This is a genomic window from Vibrio sp. TRT 2004 (genome assembly GCF_050113735.1).
GTDB lineage: Bacteria > Pseudomonadota > Gammaproteobacteria > Enterobacterales > Vibrionaceae > Vibrio.
The window spans coordinates 29,861-52,794 of sequence record NZ_JBNJOH010000006.1 but is presented as its reverse complement, the minus strand read 5'-3'; the positions used below and the strand labels follow the sequence as shown (position 1 = coordinate 52,794).

General features: G+C 45.2%; 18 protein-coding genes. 12 read left to right on the top strand and 6 right to left on the bottom strand.

Annotation, left to right across the window (positions count from 1 at the left end):
- Positions 1-214: 214 nt before the first annotated feature.
- On the top strand, positions 215-1,297 hold the full coding sequence (locus ACQEXR_RS04325) for an efflux RND transporter periplasmic adaptor subunit (RefSeq protein WP_427019807.1): 1,083 nt from the start codon (positions 215-217) through the stop codon (positions 1,295-1,297).
- 11 nt (positions 1,298-1,308) lie between these two features.
- Positions 1,309-4,425, top strand: a complete 3,117-nt coding sequence (locus tag ACQEXR_RS04320) for an efflux RND transporter permease subunit (RefSeq protein WP_138972145.1) — start codon at positions 1,309-1,311, stop codon at positions 4,423-4,425.
- 32 nt (positions 4,426-4,457) lie between these two features.
- Here ACQEXR_RS04320 and ACQEXR_RS04315 read toward each other — a convergent pair whose 3' ends face one another.
- Complete coding sequence (locus ACQEXR_RS04315; protein WP_426951104.1) at positions 4,458-5,744, bottom strand: peptidoglycan DD-metalloendopeptidase family protein; 1,287 nt, start codon at positions 5,742-5,744, stop codon at positions 4,458-4,460.
- A 129-nt stretch (positions 5,745-5,873) separates the two neighbouring features.
- Here ACQEXR_RS04315 and tyrS point away from each other — a divergent pair, with 129 nt between their 5' ends.
- Entirely contained in the window at positions 5,874-7,061 is a 1,188-nt protein-coding gene (gene tyrS / locus ACQEXR_RS04310; protein WP_138972143.1) for a tyrosine--tRNA ligase, read from the top strand.
- Positions 7,062-7,486: 425 nt separating this feature from the next.
- Entirely contained in the window at positions 7,487-8,332 is an 846-nt protein-coding gene (locus ACQEXR_RS04305) for a magnesium transporter (protein WP_427019806.1), read from the top strand.
- Here ACQEXR_RS04305 and dacB read toward each other — a convergent pair.
- Positions 8,311-9,741: a serine-type D-Ala-D-Ala carboxypeptidase gene (gene dacB / locus ACQEXR_RS04300; protein ID WP_427019805.1), complete on the bottom strand. Its 1,431-nt coding sequence runs from the start codon at positions 9,739-9,741 to the stop codon at positions 8,311-8,313. The two genes, ACQEXR_RS04305 and dacB, sit on opposite strands and share 22 nt — an antisense overlap.
- A 104-nt stretch (positions 9,742-9,845) precedes the next feature.
- Positions 9,846-10,877, bottom strand: a complete 1,032-nt coding sequence (locus ACQEXR_RS04295; protein WP_427019804.1) for a porin — start codon at positions 10,875-10,877, stop codon at positions 9,846-9,848.
- Positions 10,878-11,423: 546 nt separating this feature from the next.
- On the opposite strand from ACQEXR_RS04295, the gene greA reads away from it, so the two are divergent.
- Positions 11,424-11,897 carry a transcription elongation factor GreA gene (gene greA / locus ACQEXR_RS04290; protein WP_138972139.1) on the top strand — a complete coding sequence of 158 codons (474 nt, stop codon included), beginning with the start codon at positions 11,424-11,426 and terminating at the stop codon, positions 11,895-11,897.
- 88 nt (positions 11,898-11,985) lie between these two features.
- Here the strand turns inward: greA and yhbY are convergent, their stop codons facing one another.
- A complete protein-coding gene (gene yhbY, locus ACQEXR_RS04285; protein WP_138972138.1) occupies positions 11,986-12,282 on the bottom strand; it encodes a ribosome assembly RNA-binding protein YhbY in 297 nt (98 codons plus the stop codon).
- 113 nt (positions 12,283-12,395) lie between these two features.
- Between yhbY and rlmE the strand changes: the two genes are divergently transcribed.
- The 4 genes from rlmE to glmM all read left to right on the top strand — a co-directional run bounded on the left by rlmE (position 12,396) and on the right by glmM (position 17,366).
- Positions 12,396-13,025: a 23S rRNA (uridine(2552)-2'-O)-methyltransferase RlmE gene (gene rlmE / locus ACQEXR_RS04280; RefSeq protein WP_138972137.1), complete on the top strand. Its 630-nt coding sequence runs from the start codon at positions 12,396-12,398 to the stop codon at positions 13,023-13,025.
- 108 nt (positions 13,026-13,133) lie between these two features.
- Positions 13,134-15,098, top strand: coding sequence for an ATP-dependent zinc metalloprotease FtsH (gene ftsH / locus ACQEXR_RS04275; protein ID WP_426951099.1), 1,965 nt, complete (start codon positions 13,134-13,136; stop codon positions 15,096-15,098).
- 66 nt (positions 15,099-15,164) lie between these two features.
- Entirely contained in the window at positions 15,165-15,995 is an 831-nt protein-coding gene (folP, locus tag ACQEXR_RS04270; RefSeq protein WP_269377415.1) for a dihydropteroate synthase, read from the top strand.
- A 30-nt stretch (positions 15,996-16,025) separates the two neighbouring features.
- On the top strand, positions 16,026-17,366 hold the full coding sequence (gene glmM, locus ACQEXR_RS04265) for a phosphoglucosamine mutase (RefSeq protein WP_269377414.1): 1,341 nt from the start codon (positions 16,026-16,028) through the stop codon (positions 17,364-17,366).
- A 58-nt stretch (positions 17,367-17,424) separates the two neighbouring features.
- On the opposite strand, the gene ACQEXR_RS04260 is transcribed toward glmM, so the two are convergent.
- Positions 17,425-17,874 (bottom strand): hypothetical protein, encoded by a 450-nt coding sequence (locus tag ACQEXR_RS04260; RefSeq protein ID WP_427019803.1) that lies wholly within the window; start codon positions 17,872-17,874, stop codon positions 17,425-17,427.
- A 55-nt stretch (positions 17,875-17,929) separates the two neighbouring features.
- Between ACQEXR_RS04260 and ACQEXR_RS04255 the strand changes: the two genes are divergently transcribed.
- Together ACQEXR_RS04255 and rimI are read left to right on the top strand one after the other, a co-directional pair.
- On the top strand, positions 17,930-18,328 hold the full coding sequence (locus tag ACQEXR_RS04255) for a DNA polymerase III subunit psi (RefSeq protein ID WP_426951095.1): 399 nt from the start codon (positions 17,930-17,932) through the stop codon (positions 18,326-18,328).
- A gap of 2 nt (positions 18,329-18,330) precedes the next feature.
- On the top strand, positions 18,331-18,774 hold the full coding sequence (gene rimI / locus ACQEXR_RS04250; protein WP_427019802.1) for a ribosomal protein S18-alanine N-acetyltransferase: 444 nt from the start codon (positions 18,331-18,333) through the stop codon (positions 18,772-18,774).
- A 7-nt stretch (positions 18,775-18,781) separates the two neighbouring features.
- On the opposite strand, the gene ACQEXR_RS04245 is transcribed toward rimI, so the two are convergent.
- Positions 18,782-20,833, bottom strand: coding sequence for a putative bifunctional diguanylate cyclase/phosphodiesterase (locus ACQEXR_RS04245; RefSeq protein ID WP_426951093.1), 2,052 nt, complete (start codon positions 20,831-20,833; stop codon positions 18,782-18,784).
- A 211-nt stretch (positions 20,834-21,044) separates the two neighbouring features.
- Between ACQEXR_RS04245 and prfC the strand changes: the two genes are divergently transcribed.
- The gene (gene prfC / locus ACQEXR_RS04240) at positions 21,045-22,634 is read left to right on the top strand and encodes a peptide chain release factor 3 (RefSeq protein ID WP_138972130.1); all 1,590 of its coding nucleotides are present in this window, start codon (positions 21,045-21,047) and stop codon (positions 22,632-22,634) included.
- Positions 22,635-22,934 lie beyond the last annotated feature (300 nt).

The window sequence follows — 22,934 nt, the reverse complement described above, 5'->3', positions numbered from 1 at the left end:
GCCTATCTACTATTGGCTTTTCCTTCCTTATTTATCCAGAAACTGAGATCCCAGATAAATAGTTATCAATGTCATTTTATTTTTAGATGGTTAATTTATATCCTAATTGATACATTCGCAGTAGAACACTGTGAATTGCTATATCCACAACGTGTAGCCGTAAATCGCTACTGTTGTTTATTTTGGATGTGATATAGAAATAATAAGGATAGTTATGGCGAGTATTTCTCCTCTGCGTTTTCTTGCGGTTAGACCTTATCTTGTGTCACTGATATTGGTATTACTCCTCTCTCTTTGGTTAGGGGTAGGAATGTTGAAAGCACAAGACACCGCGCCTCACCAAGAGAGTGAAGACATTCCATTAGCCAAAGTTCAGTTCACCTCCTTTGTCGCCGAATCAACACACAAAACCATTGAGCTTTACGGACGGACTGCGCCGAATAAAAAGGCCAGACTCGGGGCAGAAATTGCCGGCAAAATTGTCCAGTTAAAGGTAAACAAGGGTGAAAGTGTTAAACAGGGGCAGGTGATTGCGCTGATTGATAAGGGCGATTTAGAGAGTCAGTTGCAGCGTGCCGAAGCCTTGCTGAAAGTGAAAGAGAAGGAATATAAAGCCGCACAGTCTCTTAAAAGTAAAGGCTTGCAAGGTGAGGTAGCATTTACTACTGCTCAGGCAGGTTTAGTCGAAGCGAAAGCGATGGTGAGCAATGCTCAAATCGCTTTGCGTAATACCTCGGTAAAAGCCCCGTTTACAGGCGTAGTGGATCACCTGTTTATTGAAACGGGTGATTTTGTTGGAGTAGGTGATCCTGTCGCGACATTACTCGATTTAAGCAAGATAGTGATTGAAGCAGATGTGAGTGAGCGACACATTCAAGCGTTAGAGCTTAATCAGCAAGCGAGTGTTCGTTTTATTAATGGTGACCAAACCATGGGGGAGGTGCGTTACATATCACGAGTCTCCTCTCCTGCAACCAATACTTTCCCAATTGAAATTGAACTGGCAAACCCTGGGCAGAAAATCCCTGCGGGTGTCAGTGCTGAAGTGAAACTCAACCTTCAAGACCAGCTGGCAATTAAAATTACCCCTGCAATGCTGGCTCTGGATGAAATGGGCAACTTAGGTGTCAAAACACTGGTCGCTAATCAGGTTAAATTTGTGCCAATAAAGCTGGTTAAAGCGGAACAGGATGGGGTTTGGTTAACGGGACTCGGTGAGCAAGTCGATATCATCACTACCGGGCAGGGATTTGTGCGCGATGGTGATAGTGTCATTGCGATTGAGCAAAACAGATAGGAGCCGACACTATGTATGCATTGATTGATGCGGCTCTATCTCGTACTAGAACCATGATGGTGCTTCTGGTTTTTATTCTATTCGCCGGTGCGGGAACGTATATCACCATTCCTAAAGAATCTAGCCCTGACATTACAATTCCGATTATTTATGTGTCGGTAGGCCATCAGGGTATATCGCCATCAGACGCCGAACGATTGCTTGTTCGCCCGATTGAGCAAGAATTGAGAACCATTGAAGGGGTCAAAGAGATGACCTCTACCGCTTCTGAAGGTCATGCCTCAGTCATGCTTGAGTTCAGTGTTGGTGTCGACCTGAACAAAGCGATGGCTGATGTGCGTGAAGCGGTTGATTTGGCAAAACCCAAATTACCCAGCGACAGCGATGAACCGACGGTCAATGAAGTGACTTTAGCGTCGGAGGAACCTGCGCTTTCAATCGTGCTTTACGGTACGGTACCTGAGCGGACCATTGTGCAGATAGCGCGTCAGTTAAGAGATAAGCTGGAAAGTTACCGCCAAATCCTAGAAGTGGATATTGCAGGTGATCGCGAGGATATTGTTGAGATCATTGTTGATCCACTACTGATGGAAAGTTATGGCTTAGATCAGGGGGATATCTACAACCTGATCGCACTAAATAACAGAGTGGTTGCCGCAGGTTTCGTTGATACCGGGTATGGGCGCTTTTCGGTTAAGGTTCCTTCGGTCTTCGATTCGCTGAAAGATGTGCTTGAATTACCTGTAAAGGTTGATGGTAAGCAGGTCATTACCTTTGGTGATGTGGCAACCGTTAGACGGGCATTCCGAGATCCAGAAAGCTACGCACGGCTAGATGGAAAATCTGCCGTTGTACTGGATGCGAAAAAACGCGCTGGCGAGAATATCATCGAGACTGTTGCGTTAATAAAAGCGGTGTTGGCAGAAGCTCAAACGCGTCCAGATTGGCCGAATAACCTGATGGTCAAATACACTTGGGATCAGTCTAAAGATGTTGAGATGATGCTCAGCGATCTACAGAACAATATCTTGTCAGCGATCATTCTGGTTGTGATTGTCATCATTGCCATTCTTGGTGTTCGTACTGCCCTGTTGGTGGGCATTTCGATTCCTGGCTCATTCTTAACCGGTTTGCTGGTTCTGTCTGTTTTTGGTCTAACCATCAATATTGTCGTGCTCTTTTCACTGATTATGGCGGTAGGTATGTTGGTTGACGGCGCTATCGTTGTAACTGAATTTGCCGATCGACGTATGCAAGAAGGCACGCCAAGAAGGGAAGCTTATCGTGATGCCGCCAAGCGAATGGCATGGCCGATTACCGCCTCCACGGCGACCACACTAGCGGCTTTTGCTCCTTTGCTTTTCTGGCCAGACGTCACGGGCGAATTTATGAAGTATTTGCCGCTGACTCTCATTGCTACTTTGAGCGCATCACTAGCGATGGCACTACTATTGGTGCCTGTTTTAGGCAGTTTAATAGGACGACCTCAGCATGTTACTAAGGCGCAACGAGAGAAAATGGTTGCGCTACATGATGGCGATTTTTCTAAGGCAACGGGTATCACTAAGCTTTACTTCCATACCTTAGACATTGCGATAAAGCACCCGTTCAAAATCCTCATTAGCGCTATTTTGCTTGCGATTGGCGTTGGTTTTACCTACGCCAAAGCAGGTTTGGGGGCGGAGTTTTTCCCCGAGGTAGATCCACCATTTTTCACGGTTAAAGTTCGATCTTATGGTGATCTTTCCTTGGATGAGAAAGACGTGATTATTCGTGATATTGAAGCGGTAATGCTCAATCATGATGAGTTTGAGAGTGTTTACACTCGCACTGGTGGTGATGATGAAATTGGTCAGATTCAGATTACTCCTGTTGATTGGCAGTATCGCCGTAAGGTCAAAGAGATAATTGAGGAACTCAAGCTCCAAACGGATGGTTATGCGGGTGTCGAAATTGAGTATAAATTCCCTGATGCTGGTCCACCGGTTGAACATGATCTGGTGATAGAATTATCGGCTCGGATCCCTACTGAATTGGACGCGGCGGCTAAAAAAGTTAGGCAGTGGGCTGACAATTATCCGGCTTTTACCAATCTCAGTGATACGTCAAGTAAAGACGGCATAGATTGGCAGATCGACATTCGTCGTGATGACGCATCTCGTTTTGCTGCCGATGCGACTTTAGTTGGCAATACCGTCCAGTTTGTGACGAATGGTCTGAAAATCGGTGATTATCTGCCTGATGATGCCAATGAAGAAGTCGACATTTTAGTTCGTTATCCGCAGGACAAGCGCGACATAGGTCGTTTTGATCAGCTTCGAGTCAAAACTCAAGCTGGCTTAGTTCCTATCACTAACTTTGCGACTATCGTACCTGAGCACAAACAAGACACGATACGACGCATTGATGGGCATCGGGTCACCAATATTATGGCGGATATGAAAGAGGGTTATAACTTGGCTCTCGAGTTGCCCAAAATAAATCAAGCGGTCGCTGATCTTGGTTTACCTGATGGTGTTGAGTTTAAAATTCGTGGGCAGAATGAAGAGCAAGAAAACTCTTCTGCGTTTCTACAAAATGCCTTTCTTGTGGCATTGGTGGTGATGGCGCTTATTCTGATTACTCAGTTCAATAGTTTCTATCAGGCATTGTTAATTTTAAGTGCGGTACTATTTTCAACCGTTGGGGTGTTTGTTGGCTTGCTAATATTCCAGAAGCCATTCGGTATCATTATGTCTGGGATAGGGGTTATTGCGTTGGCTGGCATTGTGGTCAACAACAATATTGTTTTAATCGATACCTATAACCAACTGCGTCATCGTGGCTTAGATAAGCGAGAAGCAATACTGCGAACTGGAGTCCAACGTCTGCGACCGGTGATGCTGACGACGGTAACGACGATTCTTGGCTTACTGCCGATGGTACTCGAAATGAACATCGACCTGATCAACCAAAAAATTGAATTTGGTGCACCCAGTACCCAGTGGTGGTCGCAACTCGCCACGGCGGTTGCTGGTGGCCTAGCGTTTGCCACTGTGCTTACTCTAGTATTGACTCCGTGTCTATTAATGCTGGGCAAAGAGCATAAAGTGGAAGAGCAGGGTAATAGAGTTATTGAAGCCGATTAATGACAAAGGCCCGGATTATCCGGGCCTTTGACTTATGGTGTAGCAAGTAACTCACCGTAGCGATTCAGTTTATCTAATCTGATCTTGGCGTTGGCAATGAAGGTCGCCTTGTCTGAACCTGTGAGTGATTTAGACTGTGGCAATTTGACCGTTCTGGCGTTTTTGTGGACGCCATTAACTAGAAACTCATAGTGTAGGTGTGGACCAGTGACACGACCTGTGCCTCCAAGGGTGCCGATTGTCTGGCCTTGCTTAACCCTCTGGCCGGTTTTCACGGTACGTTTTGTTAAGTGGAGATACTTAGTGATGTAAGTATTGCTGTGCTTAATAAAGACGTAGTTGCCGTTGAACTGGTTGTAGCTAGATTTTTGCACAATACCGTCACCCGCAGCCCAAATAGGCGTTCCGACAGGTGCCGCATAGTCTGTTCCTCGGTGGGCAACGACTTTGCCCGTCACTGGATGGCGTCGAGTCGGGTTAAAGTTAGATGTCACACGACGGAAATCTAGGGGAGAGCGCAAGAATGCCTTCTTCATTGCACGGCCATTTTCGTCATAGTAGTTGCCCGTTTTATCATCCAAAATGGCTTTGAATGTATCCCCTTGGTTGGTAAATACTGCTGCAATGATCTTTCCTCTTCCGACGACTTCTCCTTCAACTACCTTCTCTTGATAGAGAATCTTAAAGTTGTCACCACTACGAATATCCAACGCAAAGTCGATATCCCAGCCAAAAATACCGGCTAACTCCATAATTTGGTTTGCGGTTAAACCGGCATTGACGCCTGCATTCCAGAAGTTTGAGGTGATATTCGCTTCAGCGTAGTTGTATTGGTAAAACAGTTCTTTTTTGTCGAATGACGATCGATAACCTGCTTCGGATTTAGTTACTAGAAAGCTCTCATAAGGGCTGAGAGTTCGTTTAATCTGTATCAACTCATTGTCGGCGTCAAAGCCCAGCTCGAAGGTGTCTCCCGGTCTCACTCGAGTCAGTTGCGTCTCAATGTCCTTATTGGTCGAGGTCAGTTGATAAAGCAAACGAGATGATAGCCCAGCACGTTGAAACAGCAGAGCCATACTGTCACCAGATCCAATGGTGTGTTTTTCCCAACGTAAAACGGCAAGTGGGGAAATGGACTCTTGCTGAGTAAGTTGATCGATATTCAGCGTTAAAGGGTAAGCTTTACCCACTTGATAGTTGCTCTCTTCCTGGCGGAGATCGTTAGGGGTAGGCAGAAATAGCGCGATGACAATAAAGGCGCTGAAAAAGGCGATAAGGGCTCGATGAATCCAAGGTAGTCGAGCAAAAAGAGACAACATCGTATGTCCGTTCTAAAAAATTCAGTAAAAAAGCTCAGCTGTTTAGTCTAACTGGTTTCAAAAAGCATCGCTATTCAAGTAAGATGGCAAACTAACAAATTTTTGCCAAATCTGTGGGAGTGAACAAGAATGGCGAGCATTGAAGCTGCACTAGCGGAGATTAAGCGCGGTGTTGATGAACTGATTCCAGAAGAAGAACTGATTGCTAAGTTGAAAGAGGGGCGTCCTCTTCGCATCAAACTGGGTGCCGATCCAACGGCTCCTGATATCCACCTAGGCCACACGGTTATTTTGAACAAGCTACGTGCGTTCCAAGAACTTGGCCATGATGTGACGTTCTTAATCGGTGATTTCACTGGTATGGTTGGTGACCCAACAGGTAAGAACACAACTCGCCCACCTCTAACTCGCGAAGACGTACTGCGTAACGCAGAAACGTATAAAGAGCAGGTGTTTAAGATTCTTGATCCAGCGAAAACTAAGATTCAATTTAACTCTGAATGGCTTTCTGAGCTAGGTGCAGAGGGTATGATTCGCCTTGCTGCAAATCAAACGGTTGCTCGTATGCTGGAACGTGATGATTTTAAAAAGCGTTACACTGGTGGTCAGCCAATTGCTATTCATGAGTTTATGTATCCACTCCTACAAGGTTATGACTCAGTAGCAATGGAAACAGACGTTGAACTCGGTGGTACTGACCAGAAGTTCAACTTGCTGATGGGTCGTGAGCTGCAAAAAGCACACGGTCAGAAGCCGCAGGTTGTTTTAACTATGCCTCTTCTTGTTGGTCTAGACGGCGAGAAGAAAATGTCTAAGTCTGCGCACAACTACATCGGTATTAGCGAAGCACCAAGTGAGATGTTCGGTAAGATCATGTCGATTTCTGATGAATTGATGTGGAACTACTACGAGCTGCTCTCTTTCCGTCCGCTTGAAGAAATCAACGAACTGAAAGCGGGTGTTGAAGCGGGTAAAAACCCACGTGATGTGAAAGTTGCTCTGGCAAAAGAGATCATCGCTCGCTTCCATAGCCAAGAAGATGCAGATGCGGCTGAGCAAGAGTTCGTTAACCGTTTTGCGAAAAACCAAATTCCTGATGAGATGCCAGAGTTTGAGTTTGAAGCTGGCCTGCCAGTGAGCAACTTACTGAAAGAAGCGGCATTGTGCGCTTCAACTTCAGAAGCAATGCGTATGGTTAAGCAAGGTGCGGCTAAGATGGATGGCGAAAAAGTGGCAGACGCTAAGTTTACACCTGAAGCAGGAACTTACGTGTTCCAAGTTGGTAAGCGTAAGTTCGCTCGCGTGACAATTAAATAGTCACTGCCTGAAATTATCGTGAATTAAAGCGCCTTATTAGGCGCTTTTTTTATGTTTGTTATCAAACTTATAGCCAGCTCAAATGTTATGCGTTTTTGTTTAAAAATGACTGATTTTCTTTGATGACTCTGGTACTATGCGCACGCTGCCAGTATGGCAGCTTATTCGGAGACTTTTATGAACAATATCGACCATCCTCCTAGTATGAGAGGGGAAAAATAAACCGCTTCGGTATTGTCGTCTCACGCCTCTACCTAAGTGGTAGAGCATCCTTTCTATTGAACTGTATCCTCACGTTTTTCTCCTCTAAATTCTAGAATCAACACAGTATCTCTCTAGCTTCTTTGGGCTGGCGAGACGGCGTTTTGTGCTTGTACACCACTGTGTTTGATGGTCGTTACCTACTGCCAATCGGGAGATTCGCCATGACGGTAATGAGCAATACTTACATTGAAAATACACCGCACTTTTCTCGTGAAGAGATCGGTGCAGCTCGCAATGCATTTCTGCAATACGAGCAACAGCAGCAGGTGCACCTATTGACGGTGATGCCTGTTGAAGAAGCGGTCGCTATCTTGCATCACTGTTCTATCGGTTATGTACAGGGATTGATATCGGCTTTAGAGGTTGAAGGACATGACAAGTTGGCACGTCATTATGCGCATCAACTTGGTTTTATCCATTCAGAAGTTGAAACATCAAGCAGTTACCTTGATACCTCCGTCGCTGGGCATGTAAAGCAGCGTATCGGTTGGATCATTGCTCTGGCTTTGCTAGGAATCGTTTCAGGGTTAATTATCGCCCAGTACGAAGATACCTTAAGTCAGTTGGTATTACTGGCTATTTATATGCCAGTCATAGCAGCGGCTGGAGGTAATACTGGGACACAGGCTGCAACGTTAGTGATTCGTGCGTTAGCCACGGGAGAACTAAGAAAGCGTCAGTGGTTAGCGGTGTTTTGGAAAGAAAGCCGAGTAGCGCTCTGTTTAGCGTTAGCGATCTCGCTGGTAATTGTCGGTCGAATTGTTCTTTTCAGTGACCCTATGAGTGCCGGTGGGTTCGAGATCAATACCATTGCGTTGGCGATTGCTGTCGCACTGTTTATTCAAGTGACACTATCAACGACTTTAGGTGGTTTATTACCGATCCTTGCCAGAGCATTTAAACTGGACCCAGCGGTCTTGGTGAGTCCAGTTCTTGCCTCAATTGTTGATATCTCGGGGATGTGGATCTACTTCACTGTCGTGAACTACTTTTTGGGCATTGCCTGACTAAATTTCACCACATCTTGGTAGAACAATGTTTCAAACTTAGTGATAGGAGCGACGGTCGGTTGAGCGTCGCTCTTCGTTTTTGGTGGATGATAGTCAGCGACAAACTGAACAAACAAGGTGCTAGGCTTACCGCTATTATCTAAACCGTAACCCGCCATATTGTAGCTTCCGTAAAGGGATCCACTCTTGGCAATCAACTCTCCTTTGATCGGTTCCTGGCGCATACTTCGGCGATATTTTAGCGTGCCGTTAGTTCCTGCCTTTGGCATTAAGTCGATCAGTCCCAGTTGATCATCATGTTTCCAGATATAACGTAAAACGGCGGCCATATTTTGGCTGGTAAAGCGATTGTTACGTGATAAGCCTGAGCCGTCTGCCATTGGCGTTTGTTGTAAGTCGATGCCGGTTTTAGCGAAGAGGATCTGTTTGATTGCTTCAGTCCCATTACCAAAACTGCCTGACTGAACAAAGAACTTGCTACCAAGAGTCTTCGTTAGGTTATCGGCAATCAGGTTATCTGACTGTTTGAGCATTGTTTCGAGCAATTCAGGGAGTGGAGAAGATTGATGGCTTGCTAATGCTTGACCTTGGCGCTGAGGAACTCCCACTTTGATGTTGCCAATAAGTTCAATGTTTAACTGACTGAGCAATGTATGGAGTATACGCTGCGTGTAAAGAGCTGGATCTTGAACGGCAAATTTGAGCGGTAGAGGTTGGCTACGGCTTTGTAGGCACCCTTGTAACTGATAGTGGTTGTCTGGTGATGAGAGCAGCTCTAAATCGCACTGAGTGCTATCTTGTTCAGCTTTAGAAACGGTTTTTGCTAGTGTGGTGACATAAATAGGTTGATGCTCGGGGACATAGACGCGAGTTTTGCCGTCTTGCTGAGTGTATATAGAAGCCTGAACACAATTTCCGTCAAGTGAGATGGCGCTCGCTGGTGCGCTATAGCAAACGCCAAGAATGTCCCAAGGCCAGCCAACCGCACGTTCGTAACCTGTAAAAGCACTATTATCTAACCACAGATCACCTTCGATTCGCTTTATGCCTTTGCTACGAGCCTGAGATAAGAGTTGTTTCAGATTATCTGTGGTAAAGGTTGGATCGCCACTAAAACGAATCACAACATCCTTACCCGCCTGTTCTATTGTGGTGTGGTAGCGAAACTGATCACCTAACTCGAGTTTTGCAGCAAGAGCGGTCACTATTTTTAATGTGCTGGCTGGTGGAAACAGTTGATCTTGGTTTGCTGAACCTTGGTAGCTCTCTTGACTCTGTAAGCTCTCGACGCGCAATGCCGCTCGGCTACCTGAAGGTAATTCGTTTAATGGCGCATAAGCCGATACTTGCGAAGAAAATAGACCTAAAACCCATAGTAGGGATGAGAAAAAAATTGAGCGTTGCATAGTAATGGGTATCGCAAGTCGTGAGCCAGAAGAAGAGTATAGCGAGTAAAAAAAACGCCCGCTATAGAGCGGGCGTCTTAGATTCTTGACTTAAGGTCAGGAAATTAGAAGTCGTAACGTAGACCTAGAGCTAGCTCGTCTTCAGCATCTGCTTTAGAGATGTAAGACTTGCTGTCATCAAGAAGGTTGAAGTTGTACGAAACGTAACCACGGAAGTTAGGTTTGAAGTAGTAAGTTGCATCAACAGCGATGTTGTCTTTAGCATCTTCCTTATTGCCTGAAGTCTTCTCTTCTAGGTAGTTATATGTCGTTGTGAATACAGTCTGACCCATTGTGTAAGCAGCTGCGAATTCGTAACCAGTGTTGTCAGTCTTAGTGCTGCCGTCTTTATCTTGACCGTCAACAAAAGTACCTGCGAAGTATAGGTCGTTGATCGCGTAAGACGCAGCTAGCATGTACTGGTCAGAAGACTTGTTGTTACCAGTGTTCTGGTCTGCATAGCCACCACCTAGCTTAACGCCAGTGTCGCCGATTGCGTAGATTGCAGATAGAGAGTAACCGTCTGTTTTGTTATCTGAGTAGATATCATTACTTTGACCATCTGTAGTCTTAATACGGTCAGCAAAGCGGTAACTTGCTTTAACGCCTAGGTCAGCAAATTGGCCTTTGTAAGAGATCATGTTGTCTGTACGGTCAGCAACTGCAATTTTGTATGCTGCAGAGTTACCGTGGTAAGCCATGATATCGGTAAAGTCAGTGATAACGCCTAGTGCACCATCGTTTTTACCGTAAGTGATTTCACCGAAGTCACCACCGATACCAGCGTAAGCATAACGGTTATCGATAGTGTCGGTGCCGCTGTCTTTCTTAGAACCGTCAGCGTTGTAGTCTGAAGTAGTAAACTCACCTTCGTAGAAACCAACACCGTATAGGCCATCAGTGATCTGTGCTTTACCTAGGAAGTTTAGACGTACGCGAGAGTTGTCTTGAGCTTTGCCATCTTGAAGAGAAAGACGCGCTTCAGCACGGCCGCCCATTTCAATAGAGTTACCGTCTTGGCTGTAGATTTCTGCCGCGTTTGCGCCAGTTGCCACTGCTGCAGCTGAAACTGCTAGAGCAATCAGAGTTTTGTTCATCTTATTAGTCCTAATTTACTGTCCATAAATAGTTGTTATGCGAGTGATGACTCACTTGAGTCCATCCTCTTACTATTGCTTTCATGAATCAATGCTCATATGTAAGACTTCTGTCATAAATACGTAACGCTTTGTTTTCATGAAGCGAGTAATTGGTGAGCATTGTTGTACCGCTAAAGTTCCGTGAGTAGGTAGTAAAACAATATAAAACAGCTTTTCGAACAGTGTTTTATTTCGAGTTAAAAAATATCAAAGTGTTGATTTGTATTGTTTTTAATTGCTTGTTGAATTGCTTGTTAATAGGGAAAGTTTTAGTTTTTTTTATTAACTATCTGAATGGTTAAGTAATTTTATATGGCGAAAAATGCTACAAAATTTGAGTTAAAAGCGCACTGAAGGCAGGGATTCTTTTCACTAGTGGATTTAAGATGATTTAGTCTCGAAGTTTGTTTACACTAAGAGAAATTGATTAGTTAACTCACTACCTAATCCTGTGGATTGGGTAGTTTTGTTTTGTCCAAAGATTGCTTTGGAATGAGGTACATAATGGAAAAAGTCCCAATGACGTTGCGTGGCGAACAGAAGCTGCGTGAAGAATTAGAAAGACTATTGAAGCTTCGCCCAAAGATTTCTGAAGCGATTGCTGAAGCTCGTGAGCTTGGAGATCTTAAAGAAAACGCTGAGTACCATGCTGCACGTGAAGAGCAGGGTATCTGTGAGGCTCAGATTCGTGATATCGAATACAAACTGTCAGTCGCACAGGTAATCGATGTGACTAAGATGGACAATACTGGCAAGGTTATCTTCGGTTCGACGGTGACTTTGATCGATTGTGATACTGAAGCAGAGAAAACTTACCAAATCGTCGGTGAAGACGAAGCGGATATTAAAGCTGGTCGTATCTCTGTAAGTTCACCGATTGCACGCGGTTTGATTGGTAAGATGGAAGGTGACGAAGTCGTTATTTCTACACCAGGCGGCGACCGTGATTTCGAAATCGATAAAGTTGAATATATCTAAGTTCAGTGATGTGAGAGCATTTCTTTAGAACAGAGATAGCAAAAAGGTCGCAGTCGCGACCTTTTTTGATGTTGCTATTGGTTAGCCATTATTTACGTGGAAGCTCGATTTTGCGATCTTCAGTTTGACGGTACAGGATAAGAGTTTTACCAATTACTTGTACTTTTTCAGCGCCAGTTTCACGTACAATAGCATCAATGATAAGACCTTTAGTCTCACGGTCTTCAGAGGCTACTTTGATTTTGATTAGCTCATGGTGATTTAGAGCAATTTCAATTTCCGCCAGAACAGCTTCAGTAAGTCCATTTGCGCCCATAAGCACAACAGGTTTTAGACTGTGCGCTAGGCCTTTGAGATGCTGCTTTTGTTTAGTGCTTAGGTTCATTACGCGGCCAATTTTCTTTACTATAAGGGTTGAAAAATACCATTTTAACGCCATCTAACCGTGAAGACTATAATTTATTGGGTTAGTTGCTCCCTCTATCTGTTAGGTATCGAATGAGTAAACAAAAACATTCGGCCAGCTCGGGTCGCTGGTTGAAAGAACATTTTGACGATAAGTACGCCAACGAAGCGCGAAAAAAAGGCTATCGTTCACGAGCTTATTTCAAAATGGAAGAGATCCAAACCAAAGATAAATTACTAAAACCTGGTATGACTGTGGTCGATTTAGGTGCAGCACCCGGTGGGTGGTCGCAATATGCTGCTAAGATTGTAGGTGAGGAGGGGCAAATTATTGCTTGTGACCTGTTACCTATGGATCCTATTGCAGGGGTAAGCTTCCTCCAAGGTGACTTCCGTGAAGAAGCCGTACTAGAAGCTCTGCTGGACAGAATCCAACCATCAATGGTTGACGTTGTGATGTCTGACATGGCTCCGAATATTGCTGGTAATAACTCTGTAGACCAGCCAAGAGCAATGTATTTAGTTGAATTGGCTTTAGATATGTGTCGACAAGTTCTAGCCCCTAATGGTAGCTTTGTTGTAAAGGTTTTCCAGGGGGAAGGCTTCGATCAGTTTGTTAAAGAAGTCCGCGATACTTTTAAAGTCGTCAAAGTCAGAAAACCAGACTCATCGCGAGCTCGCTCACGAGAAGTCTTTGTTGTAGCCACTGGTTACAAAGGTTAACTATTTTGCCCCTTGCTGGGCAGGTTAACACTATAGCTACAGGTTATAAACTGTAGTACCCTACCTTTAATTACAATTAGTTATCGAGAGGCTTACACCTTGAGTGACATGGCAAAAAATTTAATTCTGTGGCTTGTTATCGCCGTCGTCTTGATGTCGGTTTTCCAGAGCTTTGGCCCTGGAGAAAGCAATGGCAGAGCGGTGGATTACACCACATTTGTACAGGAAGTTGGCCAAGGCCAGATTCAGGAAGCAACTTTTAAAGACGGTGAAATTTCTTTCACACGTCGTGGCGGCGGCGCGCGTTATGTTACTTACATGCCAGTCTACGACCAGAAGCTACTTGATGACCTAATTAATCAAAATGTGAAAGTACAAGGTACACCTCCAGAAGAGCAAAGCCTGCTAGGTACTATCTTCATTTCATGGTTCCCAATGATCTTACTGATTGGTGTATGGATTTTCTTCATGCGCCAGATGCAAGGCGGTGGCGGCAAAGGCGCGATGTCTTTCGGTAAGAGCAAAGCTCGAATGATGAGCGAAGAGCAAATCAAAACCACGTTTGGTGATGTCGCTGGCTGTGATGAAGCAAAAGAAGACGTCAAAGAACTGGTTGATTATCTTCGTGATCCAAGCCGCTTCCAAAAGCTAGGTGGTAAGATCCCGACGGGTGTTTTGATGGTTGGTCCTCCTGGTACTGGTAAAACCTTACTTGCTAAAGCGATTGCTGGTGAGGCCAAAGTTCCATTCTTTACTATTTCTGGTTCTGATTTCGTAGAAATGTTCGTTGGTGTGGGTGCATCGCGTGTACGTGACATGTTCGAACAAGCGAAGAAAGCTGCGCCGTGTATTATCTTTATCGATGAGATTGATGCAGTAGGCCGTCAACGTGGTGCTGGTGTTGGTGGTGGTCACGATGAGCGTGAACAGACACTAAACCAAATGCTGGTTGAAATGGATGGCTTTGAAGGCAACGAAGGTATTATCGTGATTGCGGCGACTAACCGTCCAGACGTACTAGACCCAGCGCTTCTTCGCCCTGGCCGTTTTGACCGTCAGGTTGTCGTTGGTCTACCTGATGTACGTGGTCGTGAGCAGATCCTTAAAGTTCACATGCGTAAAGTTCCTCTTGCGGGTGACGTAGAGCCTTCTCTTATCGCACGTGGTACTCCAGGCTTCTCTGGTGCTGACCTTGCTAACCTTGTTAACGAAGCGGCGCTATTCGCAGCTCGTGGTAACAAACGCAATGTCTCAATGGTTGAGTTTGAACTGGCTAAAGACAAAATCATGATGGGTGCAGAGCGCCGTTCAATGGTGATGTCTGAAGAAACGAAAGAATCAACGGCTTATCACGAAGCGGGTCACGCAATTGTTGGTCGCTTGGTTCCTGAACACGACCCAGTGTACAAAGTTTCTATCATTCCACGTGGTCGTGCGCTTGGTGTCACTATGTACTTACCAGAACAAGATCGCGTAAGTATGTCGCGTCAACACTTGGAGTCAATGGTTTCAAGTCTGTACGGTGGTCGTTTGGCAGAAGAGCTGATCTACGGTGCCGATAAAGTGTCTACGGGTGCTTCTAACGATATCGAACGTGCGACTGATATCGCGCGTAAAATGGTCACGCAATGGGGCTTCTCCGAGAAACTTGGTCCACTTCTTTATGCAGAAGAAGAAGGCGAGGTGTTCCTAGGCCGCAGCGTTACTCAGACGAAACATATGTCTGACGATACCGCGAAACTCATTGATGACGAAGTCCGTAAGATCATTGACCGTAACTACGATCGAGCGCGTAAGATCCTTGAAGAAAACATGGATATTATGCATGCGATGAAAGACGCACTGATGAAGTACGAAACGATCGATGCTGGTCAGATTGATGATCTGATGGAGCGTAAGACAGAAATTCGTGAGCCTGCTGGTTGGGGAAGTAACGCTAATAGCAAGCAAGAAGATAAGTCTGAACCTGAAGAGAAAAGTGAAGCGCAAGATTCTGAAGTAAAAGCAGAAGAGCCGACGACTTCTCAAGAAACAGCATCAACAGAAGCAGCAGAGAAAAAAGACTCTGAGTAACTAAGCTTTTAAAAGAAACCCCGAGGCAACTCGGGGTTTTTGTATTTAAAGGTCAAGAGCCCAAGTATGATTCTGAAAGCAAACAATAAATCACTGGACCTGTCACAACCACAGGTTATGGGAATTCTAAACGTCACCCCTGATTCCTTTTCTGACGGCGGTAGATACCACTCACTAGATAATGCGCTCGCTCAGGCGCAGCGAATGATTGAAGCTGGGGTAACCATCATCGATATCGGTGGTGAATCGACGCGCCCAGGTGCGCCTGATGTCGCGTTAGAAGAAGAGTTGCAACGTGTGATTCCGGTTATTCGAGCGATTAGAAAGCATCACGATGTCTGGATTTCTATCGATACCAGCAAAGCTGAAGTGATGCGCCAAGCGATTGAAGCTGGTGCGGATATCATTAATGATGTCCGTGCTTTACAAGAGCCAGGGGCGCTAGATGTCGCGGCTCAATCTGGGTTGCCAATTTGTCTTATGCATATGCAAGGTCAGCCACGGACGATGCAGTCGAATCCTCACTACGAAGATTTACTAAAAGAAGTGGGTGAGTTTTTGCAAGAGCGTATAGAAGCGTGTGAAAAGGTCGGTATCCAGCGTAGTCAGCTTATTCTTGATCCAGGTTTTGGTTTTGGCAAAACTTTACAGCACAACTATCATATGTTGGCGCATTTAGAACAGTTCCATCAATTTGGTTTGCCGATCCTAGCGGGAATGTCGCGTAAATCTATGTTGTTTAAGTTGCTTGATAAAGCACCTGATGAGTGTATTGCAGCCAGTGTCAGTTGCGCTACAATCGCAGCCATGAAAGGCGCACAAATCATCCGTGTCCACGATTTTGAACAAACGCTTGATGCTATGAAGATTGTCTCAATGGTCAGTCAAAACCACTGAGCAGAAAAATGATTATAAAAAGGATTCACTATGTCTGATAAGAGACGCTATTTTGGTACCGATGGTGTACGTGGCAAAGTTGGCCAATACCCGATTACACCAGACTTTGTCCTTAAACTCGGATGGGCTGCGGGCCGTGTACTGGCTAAACAGGGGACGAAGAAGGTCATTATTGGCAAAGATACACGTATTTCTGGCTATATGCTTGAATCTGCTTTAGAGGCGGGTTTAGCAGCCGCGGGACTGAAAGCAACCTTTACGGGCCCAATGCCAACGCCTGCTGTCGCATACCTGACGCAAACTTTCCGCGCAGAAGCGGGGATTGTGATTTCTGCATCTCACAACCCGTATTATGACAACGGTATTAAGTTTTTCTCTTCTGAAGGTACTAAGTTACCTGATGATATCGAGTTAGCGATTGAAGCCGAACTTGATAAAGATATCGAATGTGTTGAGTCAGCCCTGCTAGGTAAAGCCTCTCGTTTAAACGATGCTGCGGGCCGTTACATCGAGTTTTGTAAAAGCACCTTCCCATCAGAGTTAAGTTTGGCGGGTCTTAAAATCGTTGTCGATTGTGCTCATGGTGCAACTTACCATATTGCACCAGCAGTATTTAGCGAATTAGGTGCGGATGTTGTGGCGATGGGCATAGAACCAAACGGTACGAACATTAACCATGAAGTTGGTGCGACGGATGTACGTGCTCTGCAAAAGCGAGTTGTAGAGGAAGGTGCAGCACTTGGTCTGGCTTTTGATGGTGATGGCGATCGTATCATCATGGTTGACCATTTAGGCAATAAAGTGGATGGTGACCAAATCGCGTATATCATCGCTCGTGATGCCATGCGTCGTGGTGAGTTAAAGGGGGGGGTTGTTGGTACGCTAATGACTAACCTTGGTATGGAAAATGGCCTGAAACAACTGGGTATTCCATTTGTCCGCGCGGCTGTTGGTGATCGTTATGTGATGGAGCAGCTTCTTGCAAAAGGGTGGAAAATCGGTGCAGAAAACTCTGGTCACGTTATCTTGTTGGACAAGGTAACGACGGGAGACGCTATTGTTGCGGCACTACAGGTTTTAGCGTCAGTTGTGGGCAGCGATATGTCGCTACATGACTTATCTCAGGGAATGACATTGTACCCTCAGGTACTGGAAAATGTTCGATTCCAAGGAGATTCTAATCCACTAGATGCTGATGCCGTCAAGCAAGCGACGGCTGAAGTTGAAGCTGAGCTAGGCGAAAAAGGTCGAGTCTTATTGCGTAAATCAGGCACAGAGCCTTTGATCAGAGTGATGGTTGAAGGCGAGGATGCACAACTGGTTCAATCTTCGGCACTTAAAATTGCCGCGGCAGTGAAAGCGAGCTTCTAACGGCAAATCCAATACAAAAACGCCACCGATATCGGTGGCGTTTGTTTATCGCAGGACGCTATTCTTCATCTTCTTCGGTACGCTTTTTACCCCAAACTTCGATCTTTGCTTTCTTACTGAGGCCGACTGCACTTAGAGTTGTACTTCCCCAGCTATCGTATGTCATCTCAAGTTTCTTAAACTTGGCATCTTTGCCGCCAGGCAGAGTCCAGACTCTGGTTGACATACCTTTGGTTAACGTGCCCATAGATTGAAGTTCTTTGCGACTACCATCAGACATAGTCACCACGATATTCTTTAAGTTAACGGTACCTTGGACCACTTTAATCTTTAGTTTGCTAAAGTTGCGCTGGCTGACGTACGCAAGGGGTTCTACGATATCAGTTTCAGATTTGTAGTTGACCACTTTATCGCTGATCATTACCCAGTCATCGCTGCTTTGCGCGAAAGTTTGTGGAGCGATAAGGATAATCAGTGAGGAAAGCAAAAGGGTGATGAAATGTTTCATAGTGCCTCTTTGTTTTATGTTACGATTGCCTCGTTCAAACCAGTGACGAATCCTTATGCCACAACACGAGCTAGAGTATTTACAAGAAATGGGTATTCAGTGCTATGAGCTGACCCATCCAGAACGATTGCAAGGCTATCAAGCCCCTCGCATCGTTTTGCAAGAGTCTTGTCAACTTGTGCTGATCTCACCCCAATATCCGAAAAATGAGACAGCAATTATGTTTGAAAGGGTATTGAAAAGCATCAATCTAAACTTGGAACAAGCACAACACATCTTTCCTCACCAAGTGAGTCAGTTACCTGACCACCCGTTAGAGTGGGCTTGGTTTGCGGGCTGTGAAGTACAGCCTGATGTGCAAGGGAAGGTATTATCTTCTCCTTTGCTCAGTGATGTTGATGGTAATAACGATCAGCGCCGAGCGCTGTGGCAACAAATCTGTTCGTACAAATAGCCATGTTAAAAATCTCCCCATTACAGCTAGAACATTTAGATCAAGTTTGGAACATTGAACGTCAGGCACACTCTCATCCATGGTCAGAAAACATGGTTCGAGATATCAATAGTCGTGGTGGTTGCCACCATGTGTTGTGCGATGATAATCAGGTGGTTGGCTATTTTTATGCGCAAAACATTGTAGGCGAAGTCACTTTGCTGAATATTGCCGTTTCTCCCGCTTATCAAGGGAAAGGATATGGCAAACAACTTATGCAAGCTTTTCTCGATATGTGCGAACAAGCACACGCTGACAGCGCATGGTTAGAGGTAAGAGAAAGCAACCACAATGCTTTTGGTTTGTATGAGTCTATCGGGTTTAACGAAGTCGACCGTCGCCGGAACTACTACCCAACAGCATCAGGCAAAGAAGATGCAATTATCATGAGCTACATCTTCTTTTAGGCCCTGATTACTTTTGTACGGCTTTTACCGGAGTCGGCTCGTCGATTTGGTAGTGGTTTCTCTCGAAGCGCTCTGTCAGTTCTGCTACGGGGAGGGGTTTATCAAACAAATAGCCTTGAAACTGAGCACAGCCCAACTGTTTGAGCGCTTGTAACTCGTAAGCGTCTTCGACACCTTCTGCAATGACTTCCAGTTTTAATCTTTGAGCCGTCATGATGATGGTATCAACTATCGCTTGATCACTCTCATCTAAGTGCAGTTGGGTGACGAATGAGCGATCTATTTTAAGGACGTCGACGGATAGGTGTTTCAGGTAGCGCAGAGATGAGTAACCCGTACCAAAATCATCGATCGATGTCTTTAAGTTGTGCTCTTTAAGCTCCGTCATTTTTTGAATCGCAGCATCGACATTTTCTAGCAGCAAATTCTCGGTGATTTCCAACTCAATATGCTCACCACTGATGCCAGCTTGTGTCAGAGAATCGACGATGTGTTCTACAAAGGAGTTTTGTGAAAACTGTAAAGGGCTGATATTGATGGCTAATCGGCGGAATGTCTCAGGCAGAATATTCTGCTTTTTCCAAGAGGCATACTGATAGCAAGCCTGTTCGATAATCCAGTTACCGATCTGCAATATTTGTCCAGTTTCTTCCGCTATCGGCATAAACACCCCTGGGGGCAACAACCCTTTTTCTGGGTGGTTCCAGCGGATCAACGCTTCGACACCAACGATATGATGCTTTTCATCAACCTGTGGTTGGTAATAGAGTTCCAGTTGTCCTTTATTGATTGCTTCATGCAATCCTTTTTCGATTTCCAGAAACGACTCGACCTGTGCTTGCATCTCTGGTTCGTAAAACATGTATTTGTTACGGCCCGCGACTTTGGCACGGTAGAGTGCGGTATCAGCTTGACGCAAAACATCGATATTCGTGCTGCCCACCGAAGGGAAAACGGCGATACCAACACTAACGGTGCAGTAAAGTTGGTGATCATCAATAGAATAAGGATTAGAGACGAGTGCCAGTAATTGCTGAGCCAGTTCGTGAGCCTTTTCTGCATTTGTGTGAGGTAACAGTAGGGCAAACTCATCCCCGCCGATTCTCGCAGCCGTGAAGTCCGTCTTCAACCAAGCTTCAATGCGTTTTGAGATGGCTTTGATAAGGTTATCACCTATGGTATGCCCCAAAGAGTCATTGATAGTCTTAAAGCGATCTAAGTCGAGGTAGAACAGTGTCCCAGCTTGTTTACTGCCATTGGCATCGTCGATGGCTTTACTCAAAAGCTGTAACAGCAGGCTGCGGTTAGCAAGGCCAGTCAATGAATCGTAATAAGCGAGTTGATTGAGTTTAACCTCGGCCGCTTCTCTGTCCTTCCAAAGTGTATGGAAGGTTTGAGCAAGTTGACCTAGTTCATCATCGCGATACTGAGTTGGAGGCGGGAGATCACTCTTATTGTCTTGCAGTGATCTGACCCATTCAATAAGTGTCACGAGAGGTTTAGACAACTTCTGATAGAAAAACATCAGCAAGATAGAGGTCAGCAAGATGTTACGGAACAGGTCAAACAGTAGAATTTGCGTTGTCTTTGCAATGAAATTTTTCGCGATGTAGGCGCCATTGACTGAGAAGCTTAATGAACCTACCACAACATGAGAGTTCGGTTGATGTAGGTCTGTAGTAAAAACGGGAGCAGTGGGTGTTAGGTAACTGGATAGCGCTTCTGTGAATTTGCTTTGCAGAGAAATATTGCGCTCTTTCTGAGTTAAGGTATCACCAAAGTCATCGACAATTTGCACTTTATATACGGCATTATCCATCATCAGGCTGGAAGCTACCTGTTCAGCAAGCAACTGGTTCAAGTGATAAGCCGCTTGACTCGCATTGGAGTAATTTTGCAGTAACTTGAACTGATAATGCTCTTGAATTCGCTTCTGCTCCTGATGGAGATCCACCAAAATATGGTACAAGCTAAAACAGATCCCCAATATCACCGATACCAAGAAAACGGTTTTAGCTTGCCGAAAAGCCAATGAGTTAATTTTTTTGCTTTTAGCCATAGTTCAGATCAGTTCCCTCTACTCCTTTAGTTATAGCTCATATTTATTGATATTTTAATTTGTAACTAATTTGAAGTGCTTTTTTGCTCATTTTCATTGATGAAGTTGCTCCCCAGTTCAATATAAGCGAGAATACCGCGCAAAATTGAATCGAACCGCTAGGGCTAGAGTAATAGCCCTCTTTAGCTTATAGACAGAAGAAGACTCTCTCATGTCAGATACCCCTTTTCTTGGCGAAGTTTCTAAGCGTAGAACTTTCGCAATCATCTCGCACCCAGATGCGGGTAAAACAACTATTACAGAAAAAGTACTATTGTTCGGACGCGCGATCCAAACAGCGGGTACAGTTAAAGGTCGCGGTTCTGCTCAACACGCTAAGTCCGACTGGATGGAAATGGAAAAAGAGCGTGGCATCTCGGTAACAACCTCTGTTATGCAGTTTCCTTACAATGAGTGCCTCGTTAACCTACTCGATACACCGGGACACGAAGACTTCTCGGAAGATACCTATCGCACGCTTACTGCTGTCGATTCATGTTTGATGGTAATCGACGCTGCGAAAGGTGTCGAGGACCGTACTCGCAAACTGATGGAGGTAACACGTTTACGTGATACACCTATCGTTACTTTCATGAATAAATTGGACCGTGATATCCGCGACCCAATGGATCTGCTAGACGAAGTTGAAAGTGAACTCAAGATGTCTTGTGCACCTATCTCATGGCCAATTGGTTGCGGTAAAGAGTTTAAAGGTGTTTACCATATCCATCGCGACGAAACCATTTTGTATAGCACGGGTCAGGGCCATACCATCCAAGAGTCTCGCATCATTAAAGGGTTGGAGAATCCAGAACTTGATGAAGCCGTTGGTAGCGATCTTGCAGAGCAGCTACGTGAAGAGCTCGAGTTGGTTATTGGCGCATGCCCTGAATTTGATAAAGAGCTGTTCTTGGCGGGTGAATTGACGCCAGTATATTTTGGTACCGCGCTAGGTAACTTTGGTGTTGACCACATGTTGGATGGCTTAACTGAATGGGCACCAGCTCCGATGTCACGTCAGGCTAATGAACGTGAAGTGAAAGCAAGTGAAGAGAACTTCACTGGCTTCGTATTTAAGATTCAGGCGAACATGGATCCTAAGCACCGCGACCGTATCGCGTTCATGCGTATTGTCTCTGGTACCTACAAGCAAGGTATGAAGATGAACCATGTACGTATTGGTAAGCAGGTGAATATTTCTGATGCGGTGACCTTTATGGCAGGTGACCGTTCACGTGCAGAAGATGCCTATGCGGGTGACATCATTGGTCTTCACAACCACGGTACTATCCAGATTGGTGATACCTTCACTCAAGGTGAAACACTTAAGTTCTCTGGTATTCCAAACTTTGCTCCAGAACTCTTCCGTCGTATCCGCTTGAAAGATCCTTTGAAGCAAAAGCAGTTGCTAAAGGGACTTGTTCAGCTTTCAGAAGAAGGGGCGGTACAGGTTTTCCGTCCACTACAAAACAACGATCTTATCGTTGGTGCGGTTGGTGTGCTGCAGTTTGATGTTGTTGTTGCTCGCTTAAAAGCAGAATACAACGTGGAAGCGATTTATGAAGGCGTTAACGTAGCAACAGCACGTTGGATTGAGTGTACAGACGGTAAGAAACTGGATGAATTCCAGCGTAAGAACCAGTCAAACTTAGCACTTGATGGTGGTGACAACCTGACTTACATCGCCCCAACTATGGTCAATCTGAATTTGGCGAAAGAGCGTTTCCCAGATGTGGAGTTCCGCGCAACACGCGAACACTAATCTTCGTCGTATTTGGGGTGATAACTGCGTTAACTTCGCAAATTCACCCCAATCACATAGTGGACTATGCTCATGGGGCCGGATTTGTTCATTGCCTTGCCAGAACTCCAACTATTTTTAGAGTCGAGATCGGGCTTCGCCCTGCGAGAACGCTTCGCTCCGAGAATCGAGTTAGTCGCTAGCTTTTAGTTCTTTTTTGAGCCTAATTATCTGACTTTAAAAGAAAAGGGTTGGCACTAAGTGCCAACCCTTCAAACTTTTCTCGAAACTCGAAACTCGAAACTCGAAACTCGAAACTCG